Annotated in this window: 18 protein-coding genes; 10 read left to right on the top strand and 8 right to left on the bottom strand. The window is 63.4% G+C overall.

The features are described from left to right. Positions 1-74: 74 nt before the first annotated feature. From LDO86_RS13925 to LDO86_RS13915, 3 genes are read right to left on the bottom strand one after another with little or no spacing between them, the layout of a single operon-like run. Complete coding sequence (locus tag LDO86_RS13925; protein WP_196804753.1) at positions 75-1979, bottom strand: glycosyltransferase family 39 protein; 1905 nt, start codon at positions 1977-1979, stop codon at positions 75-77. Then, positions 1951-3828, bottom strand: coding sequence for a glycosyltransferase family 39 protein (locus LDO86_RS13920; RefSeq protein ID WP_155845555.1), 1878 nt, complete (start codon positions 3826-3828; stop codon positions 1951-1953). The genes LDO86_RS13925 and LDO86_RS13920 overlap by 29 nt, the downstream gene beginning before the upstream one ends. Then, complete coding sequence (locus LDO86_RS13915; RefSeq protein WP_018769173.1) at positions 3825-5042, bottom strand: bifunctional glycosyltransferase family 2/GtrA family protein; 1218 nt, start codon at positions 5040-5042, stop codon at positions 3825-3827. The genes LDO86_RS13920 and LDO86_RS13915 overlap by 4 nt, the downstream gene beginning before the upstream one ends. A 180-nt stretch (positions 5043-5222) precedes the next feature. On the opposite strand from LDO86_RS13915, the gene LDO86_RS13910 reads away from it, so the two are divergent. Both LDO86_RS13910 and glmM read left to right on the top strand, forming a co-directional pair. Beyond that, the gene (locus LDO86_RS13910; RefSeq protein ID WP_081620189.1) at positions 5223-6359 is read left to right on the top strand and encodes an acyltransferase; all 1137 of its coding nucleotides are present in this window, start codon (positions 5223-5225) and stop codon (positions 6357-6359) included. A gap of 67 nt (positions 6360-6426) precedes the next feature. Next, the gene (gene glmM / locus LDO86_RS13905) at positions 6427-7788 is read left to right on the top strand and encodes a phosphoglucosamine mutase (protein WP_026265751.1); all 1362 of its coding nucleotides are present in this window, start codon (positions 6427-6429) and stop codon (positions 7786-7788) included. 82 nt (positions 7789-7870) lie between these two features. On the opposite strand, the gene mscL is transcribed toward glmM, so the two are convergent. The 5 genes from mscL to coaA form a co-directional block, all read right to left on the bottom strand. Continuing rightward, on the bottom strand, positions 7871-8272 hold the full coding sequence (gene mscL, locus LDO86_RS13900) for a large conductance mechanosensitive channel protein MscL (RefSeq protein WP_018769177.1): 402 nt from the start codon (positions 8270-8272) through the stop codon (positions 7871-7873). A gap of 81 nt (positions 8273-8353) precedes the next feature. After that, positions 8354-9916 carry a hypothetical protein gene (locus tag LDO86_RS13895; protein WP_018769178.1) on the bottom strand — a complete coding sequence of 521 codons (1563 nt, stop codon included), beginning with the start codon at positions 9914-9916 and terminating at the stop codon, positions 8354-8356. Between the two features lie 28 nt (positions 9917-9944). After that, positions 9945-11024 carry a hypothetical protein gene (locus tag LDO86_RS13890; protein WP_224084031.1) on the bottom strand — a complete coding sequence of 360 codons (1080 nt, stop codon included), beginning with the start codon at positions 11022-11024 and terminating at the stop codon, positions 9945-9947. Between the two features lie 173 nt (positions 11025-11197). Further along, positions 11198-12061 carry a M15 family metallopeptidase gene (locus LDO86_RS13885; protein ID WP_018769180.1) on the bottom strand — a complete coding sequence of 288 codons (864 nt, stop codon included), beginning with the start codon at positions 12059-12061 and terminating at the stop codon, positions 11198-11200. A gap of 5 nt (positions 12062-12066) precedes the next feature. After that, the gene (coaA, locus tag LDO86_RS13880) at positions 12067-13062 is read right to left on the bottom strand and encodes a type I pantothenate kinase (RefSeq protein ID WP_186447803.1); all 996 of its coding nucleotides are present in this window, start codon (positions 13060-13062) and stop codon (positions 12067-12069) included. Between the two features lie 117 nt (positions 13063-13179). On the opposite strand from coaA, the gene glmS reads away from it, so the two are divergent. From glmS to LDO86_RS13840, 8 genes are all read left to right on the top strand, one after another. Continuing rightward, complete coding sequence (gene glmS, locus LDO86_RS13875) at positions 13180-15072, top strand: glutamine--fructose-6-phosphate transaminase (isomerizing) (RefSeq protein ID WP_026265752.1); 1893 nt, start codon at positions 13180-13182, stop codon at positions 15070-15072. Between the two features lie 187 nt (positions 15073-15259). After that, entirely contained in the window at positions 15260-15607 is a 348-nt protein-coding gene (locus LDO86_RS13870) for a holo-ACP synthase (protein WP_013601780.1), read from the top strand. Between the two features lie 15 nt (positions 15608-15622). After that, entirely contained in the window at positions 15623-17206 is a 1584-nt protein-coding gene (locus tag LDO86_RS13865; RefSeq protein ID WP_018769183.1) for an NAD(P)H-hydrate epimerase, read from the top strand. Between the two features lie 68 nt (positions 17207-17274). Beyond that, positions 17275-19587, top strand: coding sequence for a glycogen debranching protein GlgX (gene glgX, locus LDO86_RS13860; RefSeq protein WP_018769184.1), 2313 nt, complete (start codon positions 17275-17277; stop codon positions 19585-19587). Continuing rightward, positions 19584-21911, top strand: coding sequence for a malto-oligosyltrehalose synthase (gene treY, locus LDO86_RS13855; RefSeq protein ID WP_018769185.1), 2328 nt, complete (start codon positions 19584-19586; stop codon positions 21909-21911). Before glgX ends, treY begins: the two co-directional genes overlap by 4 nt. Further along, on the top strand, positions 21908-23677 hold the full coding sequence (gene treZ, locus LDO86_RS13850; RefSeq protein ID WP_018769186.1) for a malto-oligosyltrehalose trehalohydrolase: 1770 nt from the start codon (positions 21908-21910) through the stop codon (positions 23675-23677). Before treY ends, treZ begins: the two co-directional genes overlap by 4 nt. A gap of 21 nt (positions 23678-23698) precedes the next feature. Then, on the top strand, positions 23699-24739 hold the full coding sequence (mgrA, locus tag LDO86_RS13845) for an L-glyceraldehyde 3-phosphate reductase (RefSeq protein WP_018769187.1): 1041 nt from the start codon (positions 23699-23701) through the stop codon (positions 24737-24739). A 159-nt stretch (positions 24740-24898) separates the two neighbouring features. Continuing rightward, entirely contained in the window at positions 24899-25984 is a 1086-nt protein-coding gene (locus tag LDO86_RS13840; RefSeq protein ID WP_018769188.1) for an inositol-3-phosphate synthase, read from the top strand. Positions 25985-26168: the final 184 nt, after the last annotated feature.

Genomic DNA, 26168 nt, shown 5'->3' with positions numbered 1-26168 from the left:
CACAGAAGCCCGTCCCGCTATTCAGCGGGGCGGGCTTCTGCTGTATAGACGGCCCGAAGGGCAGGTGTGCAGAACTAAGGACGAGTGTTCTGGCCTGCAAGGTCATAGACCCTGATGCCATCGATTTCTTTAGCGGGAAAGGTTTCGCTCACCCAGTTGTGGATCGCTACGAGTTCGTCACTCACTCCCGGAATTTTGAGTTGCTCGGGTTGGAGGATGTAGGAGCAGACCTGGCCAGTTCGAACCAGATTCTGGAACGCCGCCAACGTTGGGCTTGGGTCAGTCGCCGCAAAACCGCCAAGTGGCATTATGGGGCGCCCAATGCTCAGCTGGAATTGGGCAGCAGTCTGTCCAGGGTAGGTTGCGCCCGCCCATTTGCAGCGGGACGGTGTAGCCCGCAAGTAGGCTTCCAGACCCGGGCCGGGTGTGGATCCTATAGCCAGCTCATGGACGCCTGCGGGATCACCGTTCTTTACTTGATAGAGAAAATGGCTGAGTGATGCTGGGCTTCTGGTTAGCCCCCCGGACAGCGGGTTTGATCCCTGTTGCGGCGTCGATACCGTGACAAGAGAACCCACGATAGGTCCTACAAGCAGACTCGCTAGGGCTACCGAGCCGGCAAGCGGGGTGAGCCATTTGTAGGGCGTTGGAACCGTGAGCGCTGATGTTGCAACCAACGTCACAAGGAGTAAAACCTGGGCGACGCTGGCTGGGTTGGAAGGGCTGAGACCCCATATCAAGTTTGCGAAAAGTGCGGCCAGCAGCAAGGCGACAGAAGTTCCGGCACGCCGGGCAATGGATGTGGAAGACGAAACCAACAGCTTGCTCCCGATGCCAATGCACAGTGCCATCGGGGCCACGAGTGAAGCCGTGTAGTAAGAATGGATGCTGTTACCCATGAAACTGAGCACCAAATATGCTGAAATCATCCAGGTTGCCGCGGCGACCATTAGTATCGGCCTGTCGGAAGTGCGACGCCGCTGAATTGACCGGACTATAACAACAACAGCAACGACTAACGCCGGCAGCAGTAACCACGCAGCTTCTTGGCCATAGTTCGCATTGAACAAGCGAAATAGACCTGCATCTGAGCTGGCACCTTGAAATTCCTGAGGCGTGAGGGCTGCAGAGCGCCCACCTTGCTGTTGGAGCAGGCGGTCCAGCCCGTTGTATCCAAGAGTGAGGTCGATCATACTGTTGGTTTTGGATCCACCCACGTATGGGCGGCTGCTGGTTGGTGTGAGATCGACAATTATCGGCCATGCCATAGACCCTGCGGCAAGAATCAGGCCCGCCACACTCAGTGAGGTTGCCACTTTCCGCCATGGGCGTCCCACGAAAAGGCAGAAAACCAGACCCAGCGCAGGCAAGACCATGAAAGCTTGAAGCTGCTTGGCGAGGAAGCCCAAGGCGAGAAGGCCGGCCGCGAAATACAACCATCGTGACCTTGCGGTTTCTGTTGCCCGGATCCCTGCATATAACGCGGACAGCATTAGCAGGATCATGAGAGGGTCCGGGTTGTTGTAGCGGGCCAGCAAAACCGTTATCGGAGTTGTCGCGAAAACGAAGGCAGCAACGAGTGCTGCGTAAGATGGCAGATACTTCCGAGCAAGTTGGAAGATCATGAGTGTGCTTCCGAGCGTCATCGCGGCCTGCGGCAGCAGTAGTGCCCAGGTGTTAAGACCGAAGAGACGCACGGACAAACCCATGATCCAGAGGCTCAGAGGCGGTTTGTCCACCGATATGGAATTTCCCCAGTCTGCAGACCCAAAGAAGAAGGCGGTCGGGTCATGAAGACCGGACTGCACTGCGGCCGAGTAGTACGCGTTCGCCCACCCGTTTTCCGAAAGCCGCCAAGTGTACAGTCCAGCGGCCACTAACAGGATGACCAATAGCGCTACAAGCTCCCATGGACGGCGGCGCTCTTTTTCCGGGGGAGTCGGCAATTTTCTAACTTCTAAGGTCGTATAGTTTGACACCGTCAACGTCCTTCGCGTCGAAGTTTTTTTGGACCCATTCGGTAATGGCCAACGCATCCCTGCCAAGCGGAACGGCATCCAGTATTGGCTGCTGCCAAATGAAATATGCGATCTGACCGTCCCCAGCAAGGGCCTTGAATTGCTCAAAAGTGGGTGCTGGATCAGTACCGAGCCAGCCACCAAGAGCCACGACCGGCCGCTGGGAGGCAAGCTGGTATTGGGCAGCATTTTGCGCGGTGTAGGTCGCAGCGGCCCACTTGGTCCCGCTCGACTTGAGCAATTCGGTCACCTGGCCGGAAGGCTCGACCCCGAAACCAAGATGTCGCGATAGGGGCGGGTTCCCGAGTCGTGCAGCCTCAAGATGGGATGAGAGCGCCTGTGGGTTGTTGCTGACAGGGCCCGACAGTGGATTTGTCCCTGCCTGGGGTTTTGCAAGGGTGATCGCGTCCGTCAGGATTGGTGCGAGGACCAAGGTAAAAGTAACGAGACTAAGTGTTAGAAGCTGACTCACTGGCTTTTGACAGAGAAGCCAGCCCACAGTCGCAAAGACCGTTAGGCAAGCCACAACAGCGGGCCATTGCCCCCATTCGTCACTGTACTGGAATATGCGAAACGCTATGTATCCCGTTCCGGAGATCAACAACGCACCAATAACACGAGGTACCAACCTTTGGCGCTGATTCCAGAGCAGATGCAGCCCAAGAGGAACCACTATCGCGACCGGCGCGGCCGTGGAAAAGATGTAATAGGTGTGCGTCATGGTGCCCATAAAGCTGACTACTAAAAACGCTGAAAGGAGCCATACGACGCCGATAATCATCAATCGGGACGAGGCCCTATCGCGTCCTGACTGCCGCTGGAGAACCATCAGAGCAACCGCGCAGATAAGTGCAGAGAAGAGCAGCCAAGCACCCTCGTTGGCAAAATTGGCGTTGAAGAGTCTGCCAAGCCCCCCATCGTACGTAAGATCTCCGAGAGGAGACTTTGCTGCGTCCGCCGTCTGGGGCTGACTGCCGAAACGTAAGAAACGGGCAAGCCCGTTGTAGTCAAGTGTCAGTTCCAACATGCTGTTGGACACGGACCCGCCAACGTATGGGCGCGATGAGGCCGGCGTGAGGTCCACCACCGCCATCCAAGACGCTCCTGTCAGGATCAGCGTGAATAAGGCCGCCAGAAGTCGGCCAAGTCGTGACCTCAAGGTGCCCGCACCCAGTAGAAGCACGGCCACCACCAAACCCGGAATGACGAGGAAAGCCTGGATCTGCTTTGCCATGAATCCGAGCCCCAATGCTCCGCCGGCAAGTAGATACCAAGTCCACCCGTTTTGTTCCATCGCACGGATCGTGAAATAGACTGCCGCTACCATAAGGAGCCCCATCAGAGGCTCAGGATTGTTGAAGCGTGACATCAGCAGAACCACAGGCGTGGTCGCGTAGATCAGGCCTCCGAGAAGCGCTGGTGCGGCGCCATGATTGCGCCGCATGATCTTGTAGACAAGCCAAGTTGTGGCGATGCCCATAAGCGCCTGAGGAAGCAGGAGAGCCCAGGAATTAAGTCCAAAAAGCCGGACAGACAATGACATGATCCAGATGCTCAGTGGCGGCTTGTCGATCGTGATCAAGTTCCCGGCATCGAGTGAGCCGAAGAAGAACGCTGTCCAGTCCTGCGATCCGGCAAGTGCGGCTGCCGAGTAGTAAGGGTTGGCGTAGCCGTTCTGGTCCAGACCCCAAATGAAGCACACTCCGGTGCCTGCTAAGAGCACTGCGAGCCCTATATGTTCCCACGGTAGATGGCGTTTTTGGATGTTGTTTGCAGGAGTAGGAAGGCGGAGGCTTTCCTTGATACTCAACGGACAGCCTGTCCTGCAGGCCGCATGGCCAGCACAGTCGAATGCTTATTGCTGTGCCGAGGCCGGAATACCCAGAGGCGAAGGAGCACGAATCGAATAAGCGTGGCGAGGACATTGGCCCCGGTGAGGACCAGGAGTTCCATGCTCGGTGCTGAGTCCAGACTTACTGCGTGCAGCACCATCAGTGACGATGAGGTTATTCCCCAGGCAAGCAAGAAGACAATCAGGCCCTGAAACTGCTGAGTAAATAGTCTTGCTGGCCCGCTGATGCCGAAAGTGAACCTGCGGTTTGCAGCTGTATTTCCAATAGCGGTAAGTAAAAGAGACAGGAAGTTGGCTTCCTGGGAACCAAATGGCCCTTGCATCATCAGGTACAGGAGCGCGAAAACGAGCGTGGACGCGGCTCCCACCACTCCAAACCGCAGCACCTGCCCAAAAAAGCTAGGCCGGCCGACTGGCACTATTGGACGACGCCCCAACTCTGCGTAGATTGCCTGGACGGGGATCACGCCCCTTACTAGCGATCCGGCAACCCGCACCATTCCTTTTAGGTCATCAAGAGCTGTCTGCCGGATGTCCACTCTGCTGTCCGGATCGTCCACCCAGTCGACCGGAATCTCATGGATGCGAAGTCCGGAACGCTCAGCGATAATCAGCAACTCTGTGTCAAAGAACCAACCGGTGTCTTCGACATGGGGAAGCAGGCGCTTGGCAACATCCGCACGAATGGCCTTGAACCCGCATTGGGCGTCAGAAAACCGCACCTGCATTGTCCGACGGAGAAGGAAGTTGTAAGACCTGGAGATGAATTCGCGTTTGGGACCTCGGATCACTCGGGAGCTCTGCCCAAGCCTTGTCCCTATCGAGATATCGGAATGCCCGGACAAGAGTGGTGCGACGAGTGGAGGCAGCGCAGTGAGATCGGTTGACAGATCAACGTCGAGGTATGCGAGCACTTTAGCCTGGGAAGCGCTCCAGGCATCCTTTAGCGCGTAACCCCGCCCTTTCAACTCAAGGCGGCGATATCCAACGTTCGGCATGTGCTCGCTAAGGCGGGCGGCAATAACTGACGTACGGTCAGTGCTTGCATTATCGGCGATGGTGATTTTCCACGTCGACGGCATTTCATTCGTGAGATATTCGGCGAGCCTAGTGATGCTGCTTTCGAGTACCGCTTCTTCGTTGTGGACCGGTACAACAATTTCGAGCGCCAAGCCCCCATAGCTAGGTGTCATGCATCAGAGAGTAGGGTGCCGGAAGGGCCGGTGACGAGGCTTATTTCGAAAGACACGTACTGCAAGCAAGAACCCAAGTAGTACACATAATCGCTAGCCTCTGCATGCAGGTAGTTGCTACTGGGGCCTGCTGCCCCGAAACTCGATATCGTCGCGCCCATGGGGGCTATTTGTGTCACTGACAAAGGGCCGCGCTACTCATCACTTGACGCGTTGAGGGGCCTGGCCGCGATGGTTGTGCTGATTCATCATTGCTGTCTTGTCTCACCCGCATTGGTTGGCGCGGTGGAGAGTCGCGGTCAAGGGCCTATGGCATCATGGTTATGGTGGATGACCTACACTCCGGTCCATCTTATTTGGGCCGGCAAGGAGGCAGTCTATGTCTTCTTTATTCTGTCCGGCTTCGTTCTCGCGCTTCCCGTCGTCAACAATTCGGGCCCCAAATGGCCAGCCTACTTCTCCAAGCGTCTTGTCAGGATCTACTTGCCGGTGTGGGCATCCCTTGTCTTTGCACTCGCGCTGGCAGACGCCATTCCTCGAGAGGCGAGCAGCGGGTTGAGCCCCTGGCTGAATATGCATGACGAAGCAACGCGGTGGTTCTCCGACGCGCTTCTGCTTTCGGGACCCGGATCCCTGAATTCACCTCTATGGTCCCTGCAGTGGGAGATGATATTTTCCCTGCTTTTGCCGTTGTACATTTTCGTGGCGATAAGAATCAACAGAGCATGGTTGGCCGGAGTGTTCAGTCTCCTCGTTTTGATCGCTCTTGCCAGCGAGCGGCTGCCGGCCTTCGCCGTCTACTTGCCGATGTTTGGGATTGGGGTGATGCTGGCTGCGCGCGTCCAATTGCTAAGAGTTACAGGTAGGAGAGTTGGATCCTGGGGATGGGCAGGAATTACGGCGGCCTCCTTAGTTCTCCTCTGTGCACAATGGCTGTTTCCGCAACTTCCCGGGTTCATCGCGTTGAGTGCCGCTGGCGGGGCGCTGCTTATATTTGCATGCATCGCCTGGCGCCCCACCGAGGCCCTTGGAAAGAACCGAATCCTGCAATGGCTGGGGACTCGGTCTTTCAGCCTCTATCTCGTGCACGAACCAATCGTGGTATCGATTGGATTCGCTTCCCATATCACCAATCCATTCCTGATTGCCGCCTTGGCTATCCCGTTGTCGCTGGTAGCAACCGAAATTTTCTACCGATTCATCGAGCGGCCCAGTCTCTTGCTTGCCGGGCGGGTTGGCCGTCTCATGGGCAGGATGGGCTCCCGCAAGCAGGATCTTATGATGGCGCAGCCGTAGACAGTCGCCGCACGTCTATCCGGGACCCCGCTGCGAGGCCGGCGAACCCATCCTCTACACTTGACCGGTGTCTAGATTATTTGGAACTGATGGTGTCCGGGGGCTGGCCAACGGCCTGCTGACAGCAGAACTGGCCCTGCAGCTGGCCCAGGCGGCCGCCGTCGTGCTCGGCCACGACCGCAACTCCAACGGCTCCCGGCCCCGCGCCGTGCTGGCCCGCGACCCGCGCGCCAGCGGCGAATTCATCGCCGCAGCCGTGGAAGCCGGGCTCTCCAGCTCAGGCATCGACGTCTATGACGCAGGGGTGTTGCCCACCCCCGCGGCCGCTTACCTGGTGGCGGACCTGGACGCGGATTTCGGCGTCATGATCTCCGCCTCCCACAACCCGGCACCGGATAACGGCATCAAGTTCTTCGCCCGCGGCGGCCAGAAGCTGCCCGACGAGGTGGAGGACGCCATCGAAGCCCAGATGGGCAAGGAAGCCGTCCGGCCCACCGGCGCCGACGTGGGCCGCATACAGCGCTTCTCCGACGCAGAGGACCGCTACATCGTCCACCTGCTCCGCACCCTCCCGCACCGCCTCGATGGCCTCACCGTGGTCCTTGACTGCGCCAACGGTGCGGCCAGCGGCTGCTCGCCCCAGCTCTTCAAGGACGCCGGAGCTGACGTGGTCGTCATCGGCGCCGATCCGGACGGACTCAACATCAACGACGGCGTGGGCTCCACCCACCTCGGCCCGCTCAAGGAAGCCGTGATCAAGTACGGTGCCAACCTGGGAATCGCCCACGACGGCGATGCCGACCGCTGCCTGGCCGTGGACCACGAAGGCAACGAGGTTGACGGCGACCAGATCATGGCCATCCTCGCCGTCGCGCTCAAGAACTCCGGCAAACTCAAGGATGACGTCCTGGTAGCCACCGTCATGAGCAACCTCGGCCTGAAGATCGCCCTCCGCGAAGCCGGCATCACCATCGTGGAAACCGCGGTGGGGGACCGATACGTGCTGGAGGGCATGCGCGACGGCGGCTACAACCTGGGCGGCGAACAGTCCGGCCACGTCATCTTCGCCGACCACGCCACCACCGGCGACGGCCTCCTCACCGGCCTGCAGCTCGCCGCACAGGTGGCCCTGACCGGGAAACCGCTCAAGGAACTCGCCACCGTGATGACCAAGCTCCCGCAGGTCCTCATCAACGTCAAGGGCGTGGACCGCACCCGCGTGGGCAGCAGCGATGTCCTGGCCCAGGCCGTGGCATCGGCGGAAGCAGCGCTTGGGGAAACCGGCCGCGTCCTGCTCCGCCCATCCGGCACAGAGCCCGTGGTCCGCGTCATGGTGGAGGCCGCCGACGAGGAGACGGCCCAGTCCATCGCCGAACACCTGGCCCAGGTGGTCCGCACCGAACTCGCGCTGGAGCTCGCCTCCAACTAGCCGGCGCGGCTCAAAACAACCGCAGCAAAAAGAGTGGCCCGCCTCCCAACAGGGAGACGGGCCACTTTGCGGTTGGAAAGGCTTAGACCCGGTCCTTCAATGCATCCCGGATCTCGGTCAGGAGCGCAACCTGCGGATCCTCTGCAGCGTCCTTCTTCACATCCTTGTTGATCCCAAGCCGGCGGTTGCGGCGCTCAATCATGATGTTCATCGGCATCACCACCACAAAATAGATGGCCGCCGCAATCAGCAGGAAGTTCACCACAGCGGTCAGCAGCACCCCGAACTCGATGGCGTTGCCGTTCAGCTCCACCCTTCCAAAGCTGTCGAAGTTGGGCGCACCCACCAGGCCTGAGACGAAGGGCATCAGCACTTTGTTGACCAGCGCCGTCACCACGGCGCCGAAAGCAGTACCCATGACGACGGCGACCGCAAGGTCAACCACGTTGCCCTTCATGATGAAGTTTTTGAATCCAGTCAGCATACGAACCAAACTAGCGCATGTCCCAGTCCCCGGACTTCCGGTTAGGGGCGTCACACGTTTGAGAAAACATCACGTCACGGATCAGATAGCGGCTGCTGGATTCTTCTGCGCCCGAAAGGCCAAGTCCAGGGTCCAGTCTTGGGGAGCTGAGGGACCGAGCTGCCAAACGTATTCGTTCTTGAGTTTCACGCCATCAGAAGTGAACGGGCCGGTGCGCCGTCCATAGAACGCAATGGTGGGCAGGCTCGATTCCGCCGATGTAAGGATTGCGTTGTTGAAATCGCCGTTCATTTTTCTCAGCTGCTCGAGGATGTAGTTCCTGTATGCAGCCTCGTCCAACGTGCGCTCGTGGGTGGCCTTTGCCGTCAGTTGCAGTGCAATGTGCAGCTGCCGGTTTCCCTGCTCATCTTCGAAACTGACGAGGCGGTGGTTTTCTACGGCTGCGAGAAGGGTTTGGTCGCTGCTGAGCACATCGCGCAGCGCATCCGGTGCCACAACCGCCCCGTTGAAGTCGACGGACAGGTCGCTCCTGCCGTAGTGGAAGAGCAGCGGCAGATCGAGGAACTGTTGACGAATAACGTCTTCGAGCCCGAAGTCCTTCAGCACGGCATTGACTTCACGTACACGTAGCACGTGCCCTCGATCGTGGATGTTGTAACGGATCCTCGGGTTGACGTTCTCTTTCCGCACGATAGTGACGACGAGTTCCCCGTCCGCGTTCGTCTCCATCAGGTAGTCGTACGGGTTGAACTGGAAGATCATCGGTAGGACGCCGTATTCGTCCTGCCGCGTGAGCCGTGCTGACAGTTCAGCGTTGGCATCTAACGCCTTGCGAAGTTCCACTGTGTAATCGGTTTCGATGGCGATGTTTATTTCCAGGTCGGAGGCACCGTAGGACCCAAAGGCGCTGTGGGCGTACTTGGTGATGTGGGCCCGCATGTTCTCGCTGATACCCTCGCCGCCGAACGCGGCAACAATGTCGTAGTCTTCCCATTTGACCCGGTCGTCGTCGAACAAGGATTTCAAAAAGGGCGGGTAGCTGAGGATGATGTAGGTGTAGTCGGGCCCGAATTCGAGCATCGTGGCGATTGCTTTGTCACGGTCCGGGCCAATGGATTTGATCATCGTGACGTCCGTGAGGGAAGTCGTCACGTTCATCCCTGTGGCCCACGCTCCGAGCGAAAAGCAGTTGAGCACGAAGGGCTGCTTCTTGAGCGTTTCCGCAGTCCGGGAAAAGCCCACCTGGAGCAGCTGCCGTGTGGCGAGGCGCTCCTCAAGGCCCCGTACCCAGCTGGTGGGAACACCTGAGCTTCCAGAGGATTCGTCGACCACTACGCCGTGGCGGGGAAGCACCCCGTCGACGCTGCGGGCGGGAATGGTCCAACGTTTGATATAGCTGTCTTTGTCCATCTCCGGCAGCGCTGCGAAGGCCCGCGTCAGTGTTTTGCCTCCGAGTGAAAGCTTCCCAGGTACCCCGTTTTCGGCGAGAAACTCGCGATAGGCTGGTACGCGTTTGGCTGCCATCTCAAAGGTCCGCCATGCCCTCCAGCGGCCGGCTGTCCACCGGAAAGGCTCGATGCCCGGCATCAGCAGGATCCGGTGCGTGGAGATTCTCGGGGTGAACAGTCCAACAAACCTGTCCATGAGAAACACGAATACGAATATGAACCTTTTATTCACGGAGGGGCTCCTGTAGTGACATGTCTTCAGGCAATGGACTAAGCAGAGTCGAGGTGGCGGGGCGGCGGTGGGCGGCTGGAGGGGTGTCGCTATAGCCGAATCTGAAGAGCATCCAAGCCATTCTGTTCGCGGTTTCACGTATTCCCGCAGCCTGTACAAACTCGGCGTGAGAGGCCGGGTTGGTGATAACGGTGCCGAAGGGATGGAGGCAGACGCCTTTCTCCGTAAAGAAAAGCCAGATCCGCATGAACGTCCGCCCGGCCTCCAAATAATCGGCGGGCTCGGCGAACCGCCCTTCCAGCCACCCGAGTTGCCGCACCCCATGCATTGTGCGCAAGTAGAGGCCCCTTATGAGACCGCCGATCAGAGGAAGGGACCACATGCCGCGGTGACCCATCGCGAAGCGAAGGATCCGACCAGGCATCATCATCGTTTCCGCACTCAAGCCGTCGGCCTTTGCGGCCGCTTCTTCCTTTGAGAACCGCAACCAGTGCATAATCTCGGCGTAGACGGCATCATTTCGCAAATCCGAAAACAGAGTCTTTTGATTGATTTGCACGAGTAAAGAAACAAGGCCGGCATCAACCGTCGATCGGAATTCGAATCCTTGGGCGGCCGCGATTGTGGAAGCAGAGACCAGCAACTCATCGCCCACAATCCTGCTGTCATAGGGTCGGCGGGAGGTTCGTCTGGCGCGGAACGCGGCTAGCCGACGTAAAGACTCAGATTGCAGCGCGTCGTCACCGGCAGCGGGTTCCAATCGCACTGTGCCAATAACATGAAGCCGGTCTTCGGCGGCGAAATCCATTTCCGAGTGTTCAAGGAATTCCGTTGTCCGGTAGCCGCGGGCCGCAGCGACTACGGACAACGACTCCAAAGATACACCCGCACAGACATGGCCGAAGGGGATACCAAACGACTCGGCAGGCAATCCGAGGTCAAGGTCATAATAAATAACTGCCGCCGTCTCACTGATGGCTCTCAACTTAATCGGCTGGGAGTTATGAGGTGAGGGATACCAGCGAACGTCATTAACGAGATCGAGCCAAAGGGCTCCGGCATCCATAACCATGCCGTCAATCTATGAGACGCAGCTAGCAATGACTATCTTGGTGCTCAAATCCTGCGCAATACTTGAGGCACCGATGGCCTCTCGCCAGCCTGGACTTAGGGGTTGTCAGGAATGGCAGCCTGACTTGGCCCCTTTACACTCCGGCCCGCTCAGGTGAAGCGGTATCACCGGCATTACAGGTACGCCGGTGCCGCCTCCAGGCCGAAGTATTCCTCCAGAGTGCCGATGCCCCGGTTCAGCATGTCCGTGGCCGCCTCCACGCCCACGTACCGCAGGTGCCACGGCTCGTAGTAGTACCCCGTGATGGGGTGCAGCATCCAGGGATACCGCACCACGAATCCGAAGCGGTGGCCGTTGGCTTTCGCCCAGGACGCCGCTGGCTGGTCGGCAAAGCACGGCTGGAAGCTGCAGGCGCCCCCGCCGTCCGCGATGTCGAACGCCCACCCCGTCTGGTGCTCCGAGTGGCCGGGCCGGGCACTGGCCGTGTCGGCATCGGCTTGCCCGCGCGCCGCGACGTACCCGTTGTAGGTGGTCACCTGCGTGCTGTACGAGCGGTAGCCGCTGGCCAGGACCAAAGCCACGCCATCCTGCGCGGCGGCCGCGAACATCGCTTCGACCGCCGCCGCCGTCGTGCTGTTCAACAGCGCCGCCTCGCCCGCGGCGGAAATGGCGACGGCGGGACGCGCCAGGTCCGCCGGCACAAAGTCCGCCGGCTTCAGGGGCCGGTGCTTGTTGACGATGACCCACTGGCTGGCCGGGTCATCAAGCGAAAACTGGCGCGCCAGGGCCGCCGACGGCGACGGTGACGGTGCGGGGGACGGCACCTCCGGTGACTGGCCCACCGTGGCGGCTTCCGCCGTCGGGCCCGCTGAAGCGGTGACCGCAGCACGGGAGGGGGCTGCGGAAGAAGCAGCGGACGACGCCGGCACGGCCTTGGGTGCCTCAGGCGTGCACGCTGCCAGGACAGTCAGCCCGGCCCCCGCTGCGAGGAACCGGGTGAAGCTGCGCCGGCTGGGGGACCCGCATTGGTAGCACACCTGTGCTACACCTTCCGGAGGAGCATGCGGCGAATGGAGTGGTCCGCTTCTTTGGTCAGCACCAGCTGCGCCCGCCCCCGCGTGGGAAGGACATTCTCCTCCAGGTTGGGCTCGTTGATCCGCTTCCAGATGTCGCGTGCCGTGGTTTCGGCTTCCTCGTCGGACAGCGTGGCGTAGCGGTGGAAGTAGGACTCCGGCTGTGCGAACGCGGTGCTGCGCAGCTTCCGGAACCGGTCCACGTACCACTCCTCGATGTAGGAGGTCTTGGCATCGACGTAGATGGAGAAGTCAAAGAAGTCGCTCAGTGCCAGCCCCTGGCGGCCGTCATGCCGGGGCCGTGCCGGAGCCAGGACGTTCAGGCCCTCCACGATGAGCACGTCCGGGCGGCGGACCACCACTTCCTTGCCGGGCACGATGTCGTACGTGACGTGGGAGTACCAGGGCGCGCGCACTTCCTCGGCGCCGCCCTTGATCTCGCTCACGAAGCGCAGCAGCGCCCGCCGGTCGTAGGACTCGGGGAAGCCCTTCCGGTCCAGCAGCTGCCGGCGCTTGAGTTCGGCCAGGGGGTAGAGGAAGCCATCGGTGGTGATGAGCTCCACGTTGGGGGTGCCCGGCCAGCGGCGGAGCATCTCACGCAGCACGCGGGCGATGGTGGACTTGCCCACGGCAACCGAACCGGCCACGCCGATCACGAACGGGGTGCGCTGGGTCTGCTCGCCCAGGAACGTGGTAGTGGCCGCGTGCAGCTGCCCCGCCGCCTCAACGTACAGGTGCAGCAGCCGTGACAGCGGCAGGTAGACATCCCTGACTTCATTGATGTCCAGGGGGTCACCGAGCCCGCGAAGGCGCAGCACATCCTCTTCATTAAGGGGCTGTTCCATCTGGGCTGCGAGCCGGGACCAGGTTTGCCGGTCCAGCTCCACGAACGGCGAGGCACCCTCCCCGTTCGCTTCATTGCGTTGCGAAGTCACGCTAAAGATTCTGCCCCGCGCCCGGCCCATCACGAAATGAGCGCCCTGCTCAGCGCGGCGGAGCCCGTCACGCAGGCCCCCGTAAACGCCCCGCCGGGTGGGCCGCCGGTTTAGAGCAACAGGCACGCTGCCGATAGTCTTGTGCCTATGTGTGGAATCGTGGGATACGTAGGCCGTCCGGTTGACGGTGCAATTAACGGTCACAGTGCCCTGGATGTGGTCCTTGAGGGACTGCGCCGCCTGGAGTACCGCGGTTATGACTCTGCCGGAGTGGCAGTGGTGTCCGAGGGCGCCATTGAGTCGCGTAAGAAGTCCGGGAAGCTGAGCAACCTGATTGCTGAGCTGGAGGCCCGCCCGTTGCCTGAGACGGTGACCGGGATCGGACACACCCGCTGGGCCACGCACGGCGGCCCCACGGACCGCAACGCGCACCCGCACCTGGCGGACGGCGGCAAGCTGGCCGTGATCCACAACGGCATCATCGAAAACTTCGCCGAGCTCAAGCTCGAGCTGCTGGAAAAGGGCGTCACGTTCCTGTCCGAGACGGACACCGAGGTAGCTGCCGCGCTGCTGGCCGACATCCTGAGGAACAAGCTGGGCGGGGACACCGCGAACGGTGGCCTGACCCGCGCCATGGAGCTGGCCTGCCAGCGCCTGGAGGGCGCCTTCACCCTGCTGGCCGTGCACGCGGACCAGCCCGACGTCGTCGTGGCCGCCCGCCGCAACTCACCGCTGGTGGTGGGCCTGGGCGAGGGGGAGAACTTCCTGGGCTCGGACGTGTCCGGGTTCATCGACTACACCCGCCGCGCGGTGGAGCTGGGCCAGGACCAGATCGTGACCATCACTGCGGACACGGTGGAGATCACCGATTTCTACGGCAACCCGGCCCAGGGCAAGGAATACCACGTGGACTGGGACCCGGCCTCCGCGGAAAAGGGCGGCTTCTCCTCCTTCATGGAGAAGGAAATCCATGACCAGCCCGACGCCGTGGCGCAGACCCTGCTGGGTCGTTCGGACATCAAGGGCAAGCTGACCCTGGACGAGCTGCGGATTGATCCGGAACTGCTGAAGCAGGTCAACAAGATCATCGTGCTGGCCTGTGGCACCGCCGCTTACGCGGGCATGGTGGCCAAGTACGCCATCGAGAACTGGTGCCGGATCCCCACGGAAGTGGAGCTGGCACACGAGTTCCGCTACCGGGACCCGATCCTGGACCAGAACACCCTGGTGGTCTCCATCAGCCAGTCCGGCGAGACCATGGACACGCTGATGGCCGTCCGGTACGCCCGCGAACAGGGCGCCAAGACCATCTCCATCTGCAACACCAACGGCTCCACCATCCCGCGTGAATCCGACGCCGTGCTGTACACGCACGCCGGCCCGGAAATCGCGGTGGCGTCCACCAAGGCGTTCCTGGCGCAGATCACCGCCGCCTACCTGCTGGGCTTGTACCTCGCCCAGCTGCGCGGCAACATCTTCTCCGGCCAGATCAAGGACGTCCTCGCGGACCTGAACAAGATCCCCGCGAAGATCCAGACCATCCTGGACAACGCCGGGCCGCTGCGCGAACTGGCCCGCAGCATGGCGCAGGAGAAGTCCGTGCTGTTCCTGGGCCGCCACGTGGGCTACCCGGTGGCCCTTGAGGGCGCGCTGAAGCTCAAGGAAATCGCGTACATCCACGCGGAGGGCTTCGCGGCCGGGGAGCTCAAGCACGGCCCCATCGCCCTGATCGATGAAGGCCAGCCGGTGTTCGTGGTGGTCCCGTCCCCGCGTGGCCGCGACTCGCTGCACGCCAAGGTGGTCTCCAACATCCAGGAAGTCCGCGCCCGCGGCGCCCGCACCCTGGTCATCGCCGAGGAAGGCGACGAAGCCGTCAAGGCCTACGCCGAGTACGTCTTCTACGTCCCCGAAACCCCCACCCTGCTCATGCCCCTGCTGACCACCGTCCCGCTGCAGATCTTCGCCGCGGAACTCGCGGCAGCCAAGGGCTACGACGTGGACCAGCCCCGCAACCTCGCCAAGAGCGTCACCGTCGAGTAACAGCCAGCCAATGAACAGCTGAAAGCCCCGGGCCCACTGAACCAGTCAGTGGGCCCGGGGCTTTCACCCTTAACCCTGCCGTGCCAAAACCAGGTGTTTGCGCTGATGGCGGACAACCGCAATTTCCGGGGTCAAACCGCACCCTGCACCCGCTTCCGGCCAGGCGCGCCCCCGTAGAATGAAGCCCATGATCGTTGGCATCGGGGTAGACGTAGTAGACATCGAGCGGTTCGGCCGCCAGCTGGAACGGACGCCGGGCCTGAGGGACCGGCTGTTCGTGCCGGCGGAACGGGAACTGAACACCCGCTCCCTGGCAGCCAGGTTCGCCGCGAAGGAAGCCGTGGCCAAGGTCCTCGGTGCGCCCGCCGGCATGAACTGGCAGGACTGCTGGATCGGCCTTGACCACAACGGACCCACCGTCCAGGTCAAGGGGACCGTCCTTGCGGTTGCCGAGGCCAAAGGCGTCAAGCGCTGGCACCTGTCCATCAGCCACGACGGCGGCATCGCCACCGCAACGGTCCTGGCCGAAGGCTGACCAGGCAGCCGCCGCATGATCAACGCCTACACCGGAACGCAGGTCCGGGCCGCCGAGCAACCCCTCCTGGCCACCGGCCTGGGGGACGTGCTCATGCAGCGCGCCGCACACGGCCTGGCCGGCGCCGTCGTCCAGGAACTCAAGTCCCGGGGCCGCCGCCTGAGCGGTGCCCGCGTGGTGGTGCTGGCCGGCAAGGGCAACAACGGTGGCGATGGCCTGTTCGCAGCCGCCTTCCTTGCCGCCCGCGGAATGCGCACGACGGCGGTACTCACCGGCGATTCCGCCCATCCGGCTGGCCTTGCGGCATTCGAGCGCGCCGGCGGCCGGGTGCACCGGCTCACTGAATCTGCAATCCCGGGACTGGCGGCGGAAGCTGCCGCGGCCGACGTCGTCATTGACGCCGTGCTGGGGACCGGAGCGAAAGGCGGGCTGCGGGGCAGCGCTGCAGACCTGGTCCAGGCTGTCAGTGACGGCATCAGGAGCGGTTTGGTGGTGGCCTGCGACCTCCCGAGCGGCGTGGACGCCGATACCGGCGAGGCAGCCGGGCCGGTCCTTTCCGCTGACCTGACCGTGACGTTCGGGGGAGCGAAGGCCGGCCTGCTGGCGGACCCGGGCGCGGACCATGCTGGACGCGTCCTGGTGGTGCCGATCGGGATCGAGGAGCACCTGCCGCAGCCGTCCCTTCGCCGGCTGGAGGATGCCGAACTGGCCCACCTCCTGCCCCGTCCTGCACGGCGGGCCCAAAAGTACTCCCGCGGAGTGCTGGGAGTGGTGGCCGGATCCGAAGACTATCCCGGCGCCGCAGTCCTGGCGTGCCGGGGCGCCCTGGCCGCAGGAGTCGGCATGGTGCGGTACCTCGGTCCGCCGGCCGTGGCCGACCTCGTCCGGCAGTCCTGCCCTGAGGTGGTGTGCAGCACCGGGAGCGTGGCCGACAACCGGGTGCAGGCATGGCTGGTGGGCTCGGGCATGGGCCCGCAGGACCATGACCAGTTGACGCGTGCCCGCGATGCCATCGCGTCCGGACTTCCCGTCGTTGCCGACGCCGGCGCGCTGCCCGCGTTGCCGGCCATGCTCGCCCCGCACATGGTGCTGACCCCGCACGCCGGCGAGCTGGCGTCGCTGTTCCAACGCCTGGGCGGTGGGGAGGACCGGGAAGCCGTGGAAGCCGGAACCCTCGCCGCCGTACGCCAGGCCGCCAACCGTACGGGAGCCACCGTCCTGCTCAAAGGCGCCACCACACTCGTGGCGGCACCCTGGGGAGAGACCTTCAGCCAGGCGGACGGTACGCCCTGGCTCGCCACTGCAGGCAGTGGGGACGTCCTGGCCGGGGTCATTGGTGCGCTGCTCGCCCAGGCGGGGCCCGACGTCGGCCGCTTCAGTGAGGTGGGCATAGCGGCGGAGGGGCGGTGGGCCGCCATTGCCGCACTGGGCGCCGCGCTGCACGGGCGGGCAGGGCTGGCGGCGTCGGAGGCGGTGACAGGTGGTCCGATCACGGCAGGCGGCGTCGCGAATGCCATACCCGAAATTTGGGGTAAAGTCAGCATGCTTAGTAAATATGGAGCCTGGAAACGTAATAGTCACAGCCAACCACTACGGTAGGCATTAGTTCGCACCAGCAGCGGGGCGTTCCGATGCCCTCTGCTGCTGACCACAAAATGAGGAGCACGATGGAAGTCTGGCCTGGAACTGCCTATCCGCTGGGAGCGACCTTTGATGGCACCGGCACCAATTTCGCCCTGTTCAGCGAACGGGCCGAGCGGGTCGAACTCTGCCTCCTGGCTGATGACCTGACCGAAACGCGCATCGAACTGACCGAGGTGGACGGCTATGTGTGGCACTGCTACCTGCCGCACATCCAGCCCGGCCAGAAGTACGGCTACCGCGTGCACGGTCCCTACGACCCCGCCAGCGGCAACCGCTTCAACCCGAACAAGCTGCTGATGGATCCCTACGCCAAGGCCATCCAGGGCCAGATCGACTGGGACCCGGCCCTCTTCTCCTACGAATTCGGCGACCCCGACTCCCGCAACGACGCCGATTCCGCCCCGCACACCATGCACGGCGTGGTCATCAACCCCTTCTTCGAATGGGACGGCGACCGCCAGCTGCGGATCCCGTACCACGAGTCGGTGATCTACGAAGCCCACGTCAAGGGCCTCACCGAGCTCCACCCGGAAATCCCGGACGAACAGCGCGGCACCTACGCCGGTGTGGCCCACCCTGCGGTCATTGAGCACATGAAGAAGCTCGGGGTCACGGCCATCGAACTCATGCCCGTCCACCAGTTCGTCAACGACGGCACCCTGGTGGAAAAGGGGCTCAGCAACTACTGGGGCTACAACACCATCGGCTTCTTCGCCCCGCAGAACACCTACAGCGCCACCGGCGACGTGGGGCACCAGGTCCAGGAATTCAAGGCCATGGTCCGCGACCTGCACCGCGCCGGCATCGAAGTGATCCTCGACGTCGTTTACAACCACACTGCCGAAGGCAACCACCTGGGCCCCACGCTGTCCTTCAAGGGCATCGACAACCAGGCCTACTACCGCCTGGTGGACAACGACCTCAAGCACTACATGGACTACACCGGCACCGGCAACTCCCTGAACGTCCGACACCCGCACTCGCTGCAGCTGCTCATGGACTCCCTGCGCTACTGGGTCACGGAGATGCACGTGGACGGCTTCCGCTTCGACCTTGCCTCCACCCTGGCCCGTGAGTTCTACGACGTGGACAAGCTCTCCACCTTCTTCGAACTCATCCAGCAGGACCCGGTAGTTTCCCAGGTGAAGCTGATCGCCGAGCCGTGGGACGTGGGCCCGGGCGGCTACCAGGTGGGCAACTTCCCGCCGCAGTGGACCGAATGGAACGGCAAGTACCGCGACACCGTCCGCGACTTCTGGCGCGGCGAGCCCTCCACGCTTGGCGAGTTCGCCTCCCGGCTAACCGGCTCCGCCGACCTCTATGAAAGCTCCGCCCGCCGTCCGGTGGCCTCAATCAACTTCGTCACCGCCCACGACGGTTTCACCATGCGGGACCTGGTCTCCTACAACGAGAAGCACAACGAGGCCAACGGCGAGGGCAACAACGACGGCGAATCGCACAACCGCTCCTGGAACTGCGGCGTTGAAGGCGACACCGACGACGACAAGGTCCTTACCCTGCGCGCCCGCCAGCAGCGGAACTTCATCGCCACGCTGCTGCTCTCCCAGGGTGTGCCCATGCTGCTGCACGGCGACGAGCTGGGCCGCACCCAGCAGGGCAACAACAACACCTACTGCCAGGACTCCGAGCTCAGCTGGATCCACTGGGAAGCCATGGACCAGCCGCTGGTGGAGTTCACCGCCTTCGTGAACAAGCTCCGCCACGACCACCCGACGTTCCGCCGCAGCCGCTTCTTCGACGGCCGGCCGGTGCGCCGCGGCGAAGGCGAAAAGCTGCCGGACATCGTCTGGCTCAAGACGGACGGCACCGAAATGCTGCCGGAGGACTGGGGGAGCGGCTTCGGCCGCACCATCGGCGTGTTCTACAACGGCGACGGCATCCAGGAACAGGATTCACGCGGCCGGCGCATCACGGACGACAGCTTCATCATGGCCTTCAACGCCCACGACGATGCCGTGGACTTCTGCCTTCCCAACGAGGAGTACTCACAGTACTGGGAGGTCCTGATTGACACCGCGGCCCAGGCTGACGCGTATGAACCGCTCAAGGCGAAGGCAACGCTGACCCTGGACGCGAAGTCCATGGTGGTGCTGCGCGCCTACTCCGGCCCGGAAGCTGAAGTGGACACGTCCGCTGCCGCTTCACTGGCGTCCAGGGTAGAGCACGAGGAAGCCCAGGAGGAGATGGTGGAGGCCCAGACCAAGGCCGCGGAAGCGAGCGAGGCAAAGGCCGAGGAAACCAAGGCAGCCAAAGCCGAGGACGCCAAGGCTGCGAAGGCGGAGGAGACCAAGGCTGCGAAGGCAACCGAGGCATGAGGACACCCGTCTCCACCTACCGTTTGCAGATCCGCAGCAGCTTCACCCTGTTCGACGCCGCCAACCAGGTCCCGTACCTGAAGGACCTCGGCGTGGACTGGGTGTACCTGTCGCCCATCCTCACTGCGGAAAAAGGTTCGGACCACGGCTATGACGTGACCGACCCCTCCGCCGTGGACCCGGACCGCGGCGGCCCTGAAGGGCTGCTGGCCCTGTCCAGGGCAGCGCGCGAGCACGGCATGGGCGTCCTGGTGGACATCGTGCCCAACCACGTGGGCGTGGCATCCCCTCCGCAGAACCCGTGGTGGTGGTCCCTGCTCAAGGAGGGCCGCGAATCACCCTACGCGGAAGCTTTCGACGTCGACTGGGACCTGGGCGGCGGAAAGGTCCGGCTCCCCATGCTGGGCTCCGACGCCGACCTGGACAAGCTGGAGGTCAAGGACGGCGAACTCCGCTACTACGATCACCGGTTCCCCCTGGCCGAAGGCACATACAGCGACGGTGATTCCCCGCAGGACGTGCACAGCCGCCAGCACTACCAGCTGATGGACTGGCGCCGCGCCGACGCCGAGCTGAACTACCGGCGCTTCTTCGCGGTCACCACGCTCGCCGGAATCCGCGTCGAAGAACCCTCGGTCTTCCAGGAAGCGCATGCCGAGGTGGGGCGCTGGTTCACCGAGGGCCTGGTGGACGGGCTCCGCGTGGACCACCCGGACGGCCTCGCCGATCCCACCGGCTATCTCCGCTGGCTGAAGGACCTCAGCGGCGGCGCCTATGTCCTGGTGGAGAAGATCCTGGAACCGGGCGAGGTGCTGCCGCAGGAGTTCGCGTGCGAAGGCACCACCGGATACGACGCGCTGGCGGACGTGGACCGGGTCTTTGTGGACCCCGCGGGGCAGCAGGCACTGGACGCACTGGACGCCAGGCTGCGGGGCTCCTCAGAGCCCGCGGACTATGCCGCAATGATCCGCGGCACCAAGCGCATGATCGCCGACGGCATCCTGCGCTCGGAAGTGCTGCGGCTGGCCCGGCTGGTCCCGGAGTCCTACGGCCTCGCCCTGGACCAGGCAGGCGACGCCATCGCGGAGATTATCGCCTCCTTCCCGGTGTACCGTTCGTACCTGCCCGTGGGCGCCGATGTCCTCAAGGAAGCATGCGAATCCGCGGCAGCCCACCGGCCGGACCTGGAAGTGGCGGTGGGAACCCTCCTTCCGCTGCTGCTGGATCCGGCCAACGCCATCGCCATCCGGTTCCAGCAAACCTCCGGCATGGTCATGGCCAAGGGCGTGGAGGATACGGCGTTCTACCGCTACACCCGCCTTGGAACCCTGACCGAGGTGGGCGCTGAACCCACCGAGTTCGCCGTGGGCCCGGAGGAATTCCACCAGCGGATGCAGCGGCGCCAGCAGGACCTCCCGCTGTCCATGACCACCCTGTCCACCCACGACACCAAACGCAGCGAGGATGCCCGGGCACGGATCTCGGTCATCGCCGAGCTGCCGCAGGAGTGGGCGGAAACGCTGGAGAGCCTTCGCGGCCTGGCGCCCATCCCGGACGGCCCGTACGAAAACCTGCTGTGGCAGGCAATCATCGGTGCCTGGCCGGCAAGCCGGGAACGGCTTCAGGGATACGCCGAGAAGGCGGCCCGGGAGGCCGGGAACTCCACCACCTGGACCAATCCCAATGGGGACTTCGAGGCCGCGGTGAAGGCCGCCGTGGACGCAGTCTTCGACGACCCCAAGGTTGCCAACGTGGTGACGGACTTCGTGGCCCGCATCGACTCCTTCTCCGCCGCCAACTCGGTTTCCGCCAAGCTGGTCCAGCTGACCATGCCCGGCGTGCCGGACGTGTACCAGGGCAGCGAGTTCTGGGAACGTTCGTTGACGGACCCGGACAACCGCCGGCCGGTGGACTTTGGTGCCCGGCAGGCTGAGTTGGCAAAGCTCGACGCCGGCACCTTGCCGGACGAGGGCACAGAGGCCAGCAAGCTCCTGGTCACCTCGCGGGCACTCCGCCTGCGCCGGGACCGGCCGGAGCTGTTCCAGGGCTACACGCCAGTCCCAGCCACTGGCGCGGCTGCCGGGCACCTGCTCGCATTCACCCGCGGAACCGATGCCTCCTCCGGCGCCCTCACGCTTGCCACCCGGCTCCCCGCCGGACTGGAAGCCGGCGGCGGGTGGCGGGACACCGCCGTCGACCTTTCCACTGCCATGCGCGACGAACTTACGGGAGCCAGCTACGGGCCGGGCCCGGTTTCGGTGGCAGAAGTGCTGGGTACCTACCCGGTGGCCCTGCTGGTACCCGAAGATGGAGAGAAGGCATGACCCTGGTCAACGTTGGACCTGAGCGCTTCGATGTGTGGGCGCCGGACGTTTCATCGGTGGTTTTGCTGGCCGATGGCCGGCAATATCCCATGCAAAAGAAGGACACGGCGCCGGGATCGGAGGGGTGGTGGACGGCCCCCGACGCGCCCGCGGACGGCGACGTGGACTACGGCTACCTGCTGGACGGGGACACCACCCCCGTCCCGGATCCCAGGTCCCGCCGGCTTCCCGCCGGCGTGCACGAGCAATCCCGGACCTACGATCCCGCAGCCTATGCATGGCAGGATTCCGGCTGGCGCGGCAAGGACCTGCAGGGTTCCGTCATCTACGAACTCCACGTGGGCACCTTCACCCCCGAAGGAACCCTGGACGCCGCCGCGGAGAAGCTGGGCTACCTGGTGGACCTGGGCATCGACTTCGTGGAGCTGCTGCCGGTCAACGGATTCAACGGCACGCATAACTGGGGCTACGACGGCGTCCAGTGGTACACCGTGCACGAAGGCTACGGCGGGCCGGCCGCGTACCAGCGTTTCGTTGACGCCGCCCATGCCGCCGGACTGGGCGTCATCCAGGACGTGGTCTACAACCACCTTGGCCCCAGCGGAAACTATCTGCCCACGTTTGGCCCCTATCTGAAGCAGGGGGACGCCAACACCTGGGGCGACTCGGTGAACCTGGACGGGCCGGGCTCGGACGTGGTCCGCGAGTACATCCTGGACAACGCCGCTCTCTGGCTGCGCGACTACCACGTGGACGGGCTCCGCCTCGATGCCGTGCACGCGCTGCGGGACGAGCGCGCGGTGCACATCCTGGAGGACCTGGGGGCTTTGGGCGACGCGATTTCAGCCGGGACCGGGCTGCCCAAGACGCTCATCGCAGAATCGGACCTCAACAATCCGCGCCTGCTCTACCCCCGTGACGTCAACGGGTACGGACTGGCCGGGCAGTGGAGCGACGACTTCCACCATGCCGTGCATGTCAGCGTCAGCGGCGAGACCACCGGCTACTACTCCGACTTCAAATCCCTGGCCGTGCTGGCCAAGGTGCTGAAGGACGGGTTCCTGCACGACGGCAGCTATTCCAGCTTCCGCGGACGCCACCACGGCCGGCCCATCAACGCCGCCCTGGTGGACCCCGCGGCACTGGTGGTCTGCAACCAGAACCACGACCAGATCGGCAACCGTGCCACGGGGGACAGGCTCTCGCAGTCCCTGTCCTACGGGCAGCTCGCCGTGGCCGCGGTCCTCACGCTGACCTCCCCGTTCACCCCCATGCTGTTCATGGGCGAGGAATACGGCGCCACCACACCATGGCAGTTCTTCACCTCCCATCCCGAACCGGAGCTCGGGAAGGCCACCGCGGAAGGGCGCATCAAGGAATTCGAGCGCATGGGGTGGGATCCCGCCGTCGTGCCTGACCCGCAGGACCCGGAAACCTTCCGCCGGTCCAAGCTGGACTGGGCCGAGGCCACCTCTGGCGACCACGCGCGGCTCCTGGAGCTGTACCGGGCGCTGACGGCGCTTCGCCGCGGGCATCCGGAACTGGCGGGGCTTGGCTTCGGCGGGACGGAAGTTAAGTTCGACGACGACGCGGGCTGGCTGCGGTTCCGGCGCGGATCCGTCGAGGTCCTGGTGAACTTCGGGGACTCGAAGGTCCGGCTGGACGAGGCCGCCGGCAGCGTGCTGCTGGCCACGGACAACGGAACCACACTGGACGGCGGGTCCCTGGAACTGGCGCCCTGGAGCGCTGCGATCCTCAAAGCCTGAACCGACGGAAGAGAGAAACTGATGACCTACATTGCAGCAGGCGACCGCTACGAATCCATGCCCTACCGCCGGGTGGGCCGCAGCGGCCTGAAGCTCCCGGCCATCTCGCTGGGACTGTGGCACAACTTCGGCGACGACAAGCGCTTCGAGGAACAGCGGGACATCCTCCGCCGCGCCTTCGACCTGGGCGTCAACCACTTCGACCTCGCCAACAACTACGGGCCGCCGGACGGGTCCGCCGAGACCAACTTTGGCCGGCACCTGCGGGACGACTTCAAGCCCTACCGCGACGAACTGGTCATCTCCACCAAGGCCGGCTACTACATGTGGCCCGGTCCCTACGGCGAATGGGGCTCGCGCAAGTACCTGATCTCCAGCCTGGACCAGTCGCTGCAGCGCATGGGACTGGACTACGTGGACATCTTCTACAGCCACCGGCCCGACCCGGAAACACCGATGGAGGAGACCATGGGTGCCCTGGACTACGCCGTCCGTTCCGGCAAGGCACTGTACGCGGGCATTTCCTCCTATACGCCGGAGCAGACCCTCGAGGCCGCCCGTATCCTCAAGGAACTGGGCACGCCGCTGCTGATCCACCAGCCCAGCTACTCCATGCTGAACCGCTGGACCGAGGACGGTTCACCCAACCTGTACGAGGTCCTGGACCAGGTGGGCGCCGGATCCATCGCCTTCTCGCCGCTGGCGCAGGGCATGCTCACCGACCGATACCTCCACGGCATTCCTGACGACTCGCGGGCAGCCAAGGCGCGCTTCCTCTCGGAGGACTCCATCACCGAGGAAAAACTGGACCGGGTCCGCGGACTGCGGAAGATCGCCCAAGGCCGGGGGCAGACCCTGGCCCAGATGGCCATCGCCTGGATTCTGCGCGACCAGCCCAAGGGCTCGCCCGTCACCTCGGCACTGGTTGGCGCCTCCAGCGTCCAGCAGTTGGAGGACACACTGTCCTCCATCAACAACCTCGGCTTCTCGGATGAAGAGCTGACCGCGATTGACGAGTTTGCGGTTGAGTCGGACATCAACCTCTGGAAGCAAAACGCCTGACGGTGATTCTCTTTACGCAGCGGGACCGGGTGCACTGCGCCCGGTCCCGCTGCGTTGGGTAGTATGAAAAGGCGCCGCGCGGCGCCGAGCCAGCCGGCCGCCGTCGTACTGTCTGCGAAGCAAACCCGGCCGGCTGACGTTTGTCCCCAAAGGAGTTCTGTGTCTTCACATCCCATCCGTGTTGCAATCGTTGGCGTGGGCAACTGCGCCGCCTCGCTGGTGCAGGGCGTCCAGTACTACAAGGATGCCGATCCCGCAGAGACTGTTCCGGGCTTGATGCATGTTGAGTTCGGCCAGTACCACGTGGGTGACGTTCAGTTCGTCGCCGCGTTTGATGTTGACGGCAAGAAGGTCGGCGTTGACCTTGCCGACGCCATCACGGCCAGCGAAAACAACACCATCAAGATCGCCGACGTCCCGCCCACCGGTGTCACCGTCCAGCGCGGCCACACCCTGGACGGGCTGGGCAAGTACTACCTCGAGACCATCGAGGAATCCACTGAAGAGCCCGTGGACGTGGTCCAGGCCCTCAAGGACGCTGCCGTTGACGTTATGGTCTGCTACCTGCCCGTCGGCTCCCAGGAAGCGGCCGAGTTCTACGCGCAGGCCGCGATCGACGCCGGCGTGGCGTTCGTGAACGCGCTGCCGGTCTTCATTGCCGGGACCAAGGAGTGGGCGGACAAGTTCACTGCCGCGGGTGTTCCGATCGTGGGCGATGACATCAAGAGCCAGATCGGCGCCACCATCACCCACCGGGTCATGGCGAAGCTGTTCGAGGACCGGGGCGTGACCCTGGACCGGACGTACCAGCTGAACGTTGGCGGCAACATGGACTTCAAGAACATGCTGGAGCGTGACCGGCTGGAGTCCAAGAAGATCTCCAAGACCCAGGCCGTGACCTCCAACGTTGAGGCCGAGCTGGCGGCCAAGGACGTGCACATCGGTCCGTCCGACTACGTGCAGTGGCTCGATGACCGCAAGTGGGCGTTCGTCCGCCTGGAGGGCCGCAACTTTGGCGACGCCCCCGTGTCGCTGGAGTACAAGCTGGAGGTCTGGGATTCCCCGAACTCCGCAGGTGTGATCATCGACGCGATCCGCGCCGCGAAGATCGGCCTGGACCGTGGCATCGGCGGCCCGCTGCTGTCCGCGTCGAGCTACTTCATGAAGTCCCCGCCGGAGCAGTTCAACGACGACCTCGCCCGCGAAAAGGTGGAAGCCTTCATCCGCGGCGACGTGGAGCGCTAGAACTCCACACCTCGTTGCCGGCGCTCCCTCACCCTCCGGGGTGGGGGAGCGCCGCCATTTAAGACGCCCCATCATTTCCTGCAGTTTTTCTGGCGACGCCCGCTCACTTTTGGCGGATTTTTCTACGACGCCCGCTCACTCTTGACGACTATTCTGGGGACGCCCGCTCGCATCTCACCGGCGA

Source organism: Arthrobacter sp. StoSoilB19, from assembly GCF_019977275.1.
In the GTDB taxonomy this organism is placed as follows: domain Bacteria; phylum Actinomycetota; class Actinomycetes; order Actinomycetales; family Micrococcaceae; genus Arthrobacter.
Note: the sequence above shows the minus strand (reverse complement) of the source record. Positions and strands in the feature narration are given on the sequence as shown.

What these genes read in the sequence shown, in the direction of transcription:
- treY (WP_018769185.1), top strand. Translation starts at nt 19,584, where the DNA reads ATGAGGACACCCGTCTCCACCTACCGTTTGCAGATCCGCAGCAGCTTC.
- LDO86_RS13910 (WP_081620189.1), top strand. Translation starts at nt 5,223, where the DNA reads ATGGGGGCTATTTGTGTCACTGACAAAGGGCCGCGCTACTCATCACTT.
- glmS (WP_026265752.1), top strand. Translation starts at nt 13,180, where the DNA reads ATGTGTGGAATCGTGGGATACGTAGGCCGTCCGGTTGACGGTGCAATT.
- LDO86_RS13865 (WP_018769183.1), top strand. Translation starts at nt 15,623, where the DNA reads ATGATCAACGCCTACACCGGAACGCAGGTCCGGGCCGCCGAGCAACCC.
- glgX (WP_018769184.1), top strand. Translation starts at nt 17,275, where the DNA reads ATGGAAGTCTGGCCTGGAACTGCCTATCCGCTGGGAGCGACCTTTGAT.
- mgrA (WP_018769187.1), top strand. Translation starts at nt 23,699, where the DNA reads ATGACCTACATTGCAGCAGGCGACCGCTACGAATCCATGCCCTACCGC.
- coaA (WP_186447803.1), bottom strand. Translation starts at nt 13,062, where the DNA reads ATGGGCCGGGCGCGGGGCAGAATCTTTAGCGTGACTTCGCAACGCAAT.
- LDO86_RS13890 (WP_224084031.1), bottom strand. Translation starts at nt 11,024, where the DNA reads ATGGTTATGGATGCCGGAGCCCTTTGGCTCGATCTCGTTAATGACGTT.
- mscL (WP_018769177.1), bottom strand. Translation starts at nt 8,272, where the DNA reads ATGCTGACTGGATTCAAAAACTTCATCATGAAGGGCAACGTGGTTGAC.
- LDO86_RS13895 (WP_018769178.1), bottom strand. Translation starts at nt 9,916, where the DNA reads ATGGACAGGTTTGTTGGACTGTTCACCCCGAGAATCTCCACGCACCGG.
- treZ (WP_018769186.1), top strand. Translation starts at nt 21,908, where the DNA reads ATGACCCTGGTCAACGTTGGACCTGAGCGCTTCGATGTGTGGGCGCCG.
- LDO86_RS13870 (WP_013601780.1), top strand. Translation starts at nt 15,260, where the DNA reads ATGATCGTTGGCATCGGGGTAGACGTAGTAGACATCGAGCGGTTCGGC.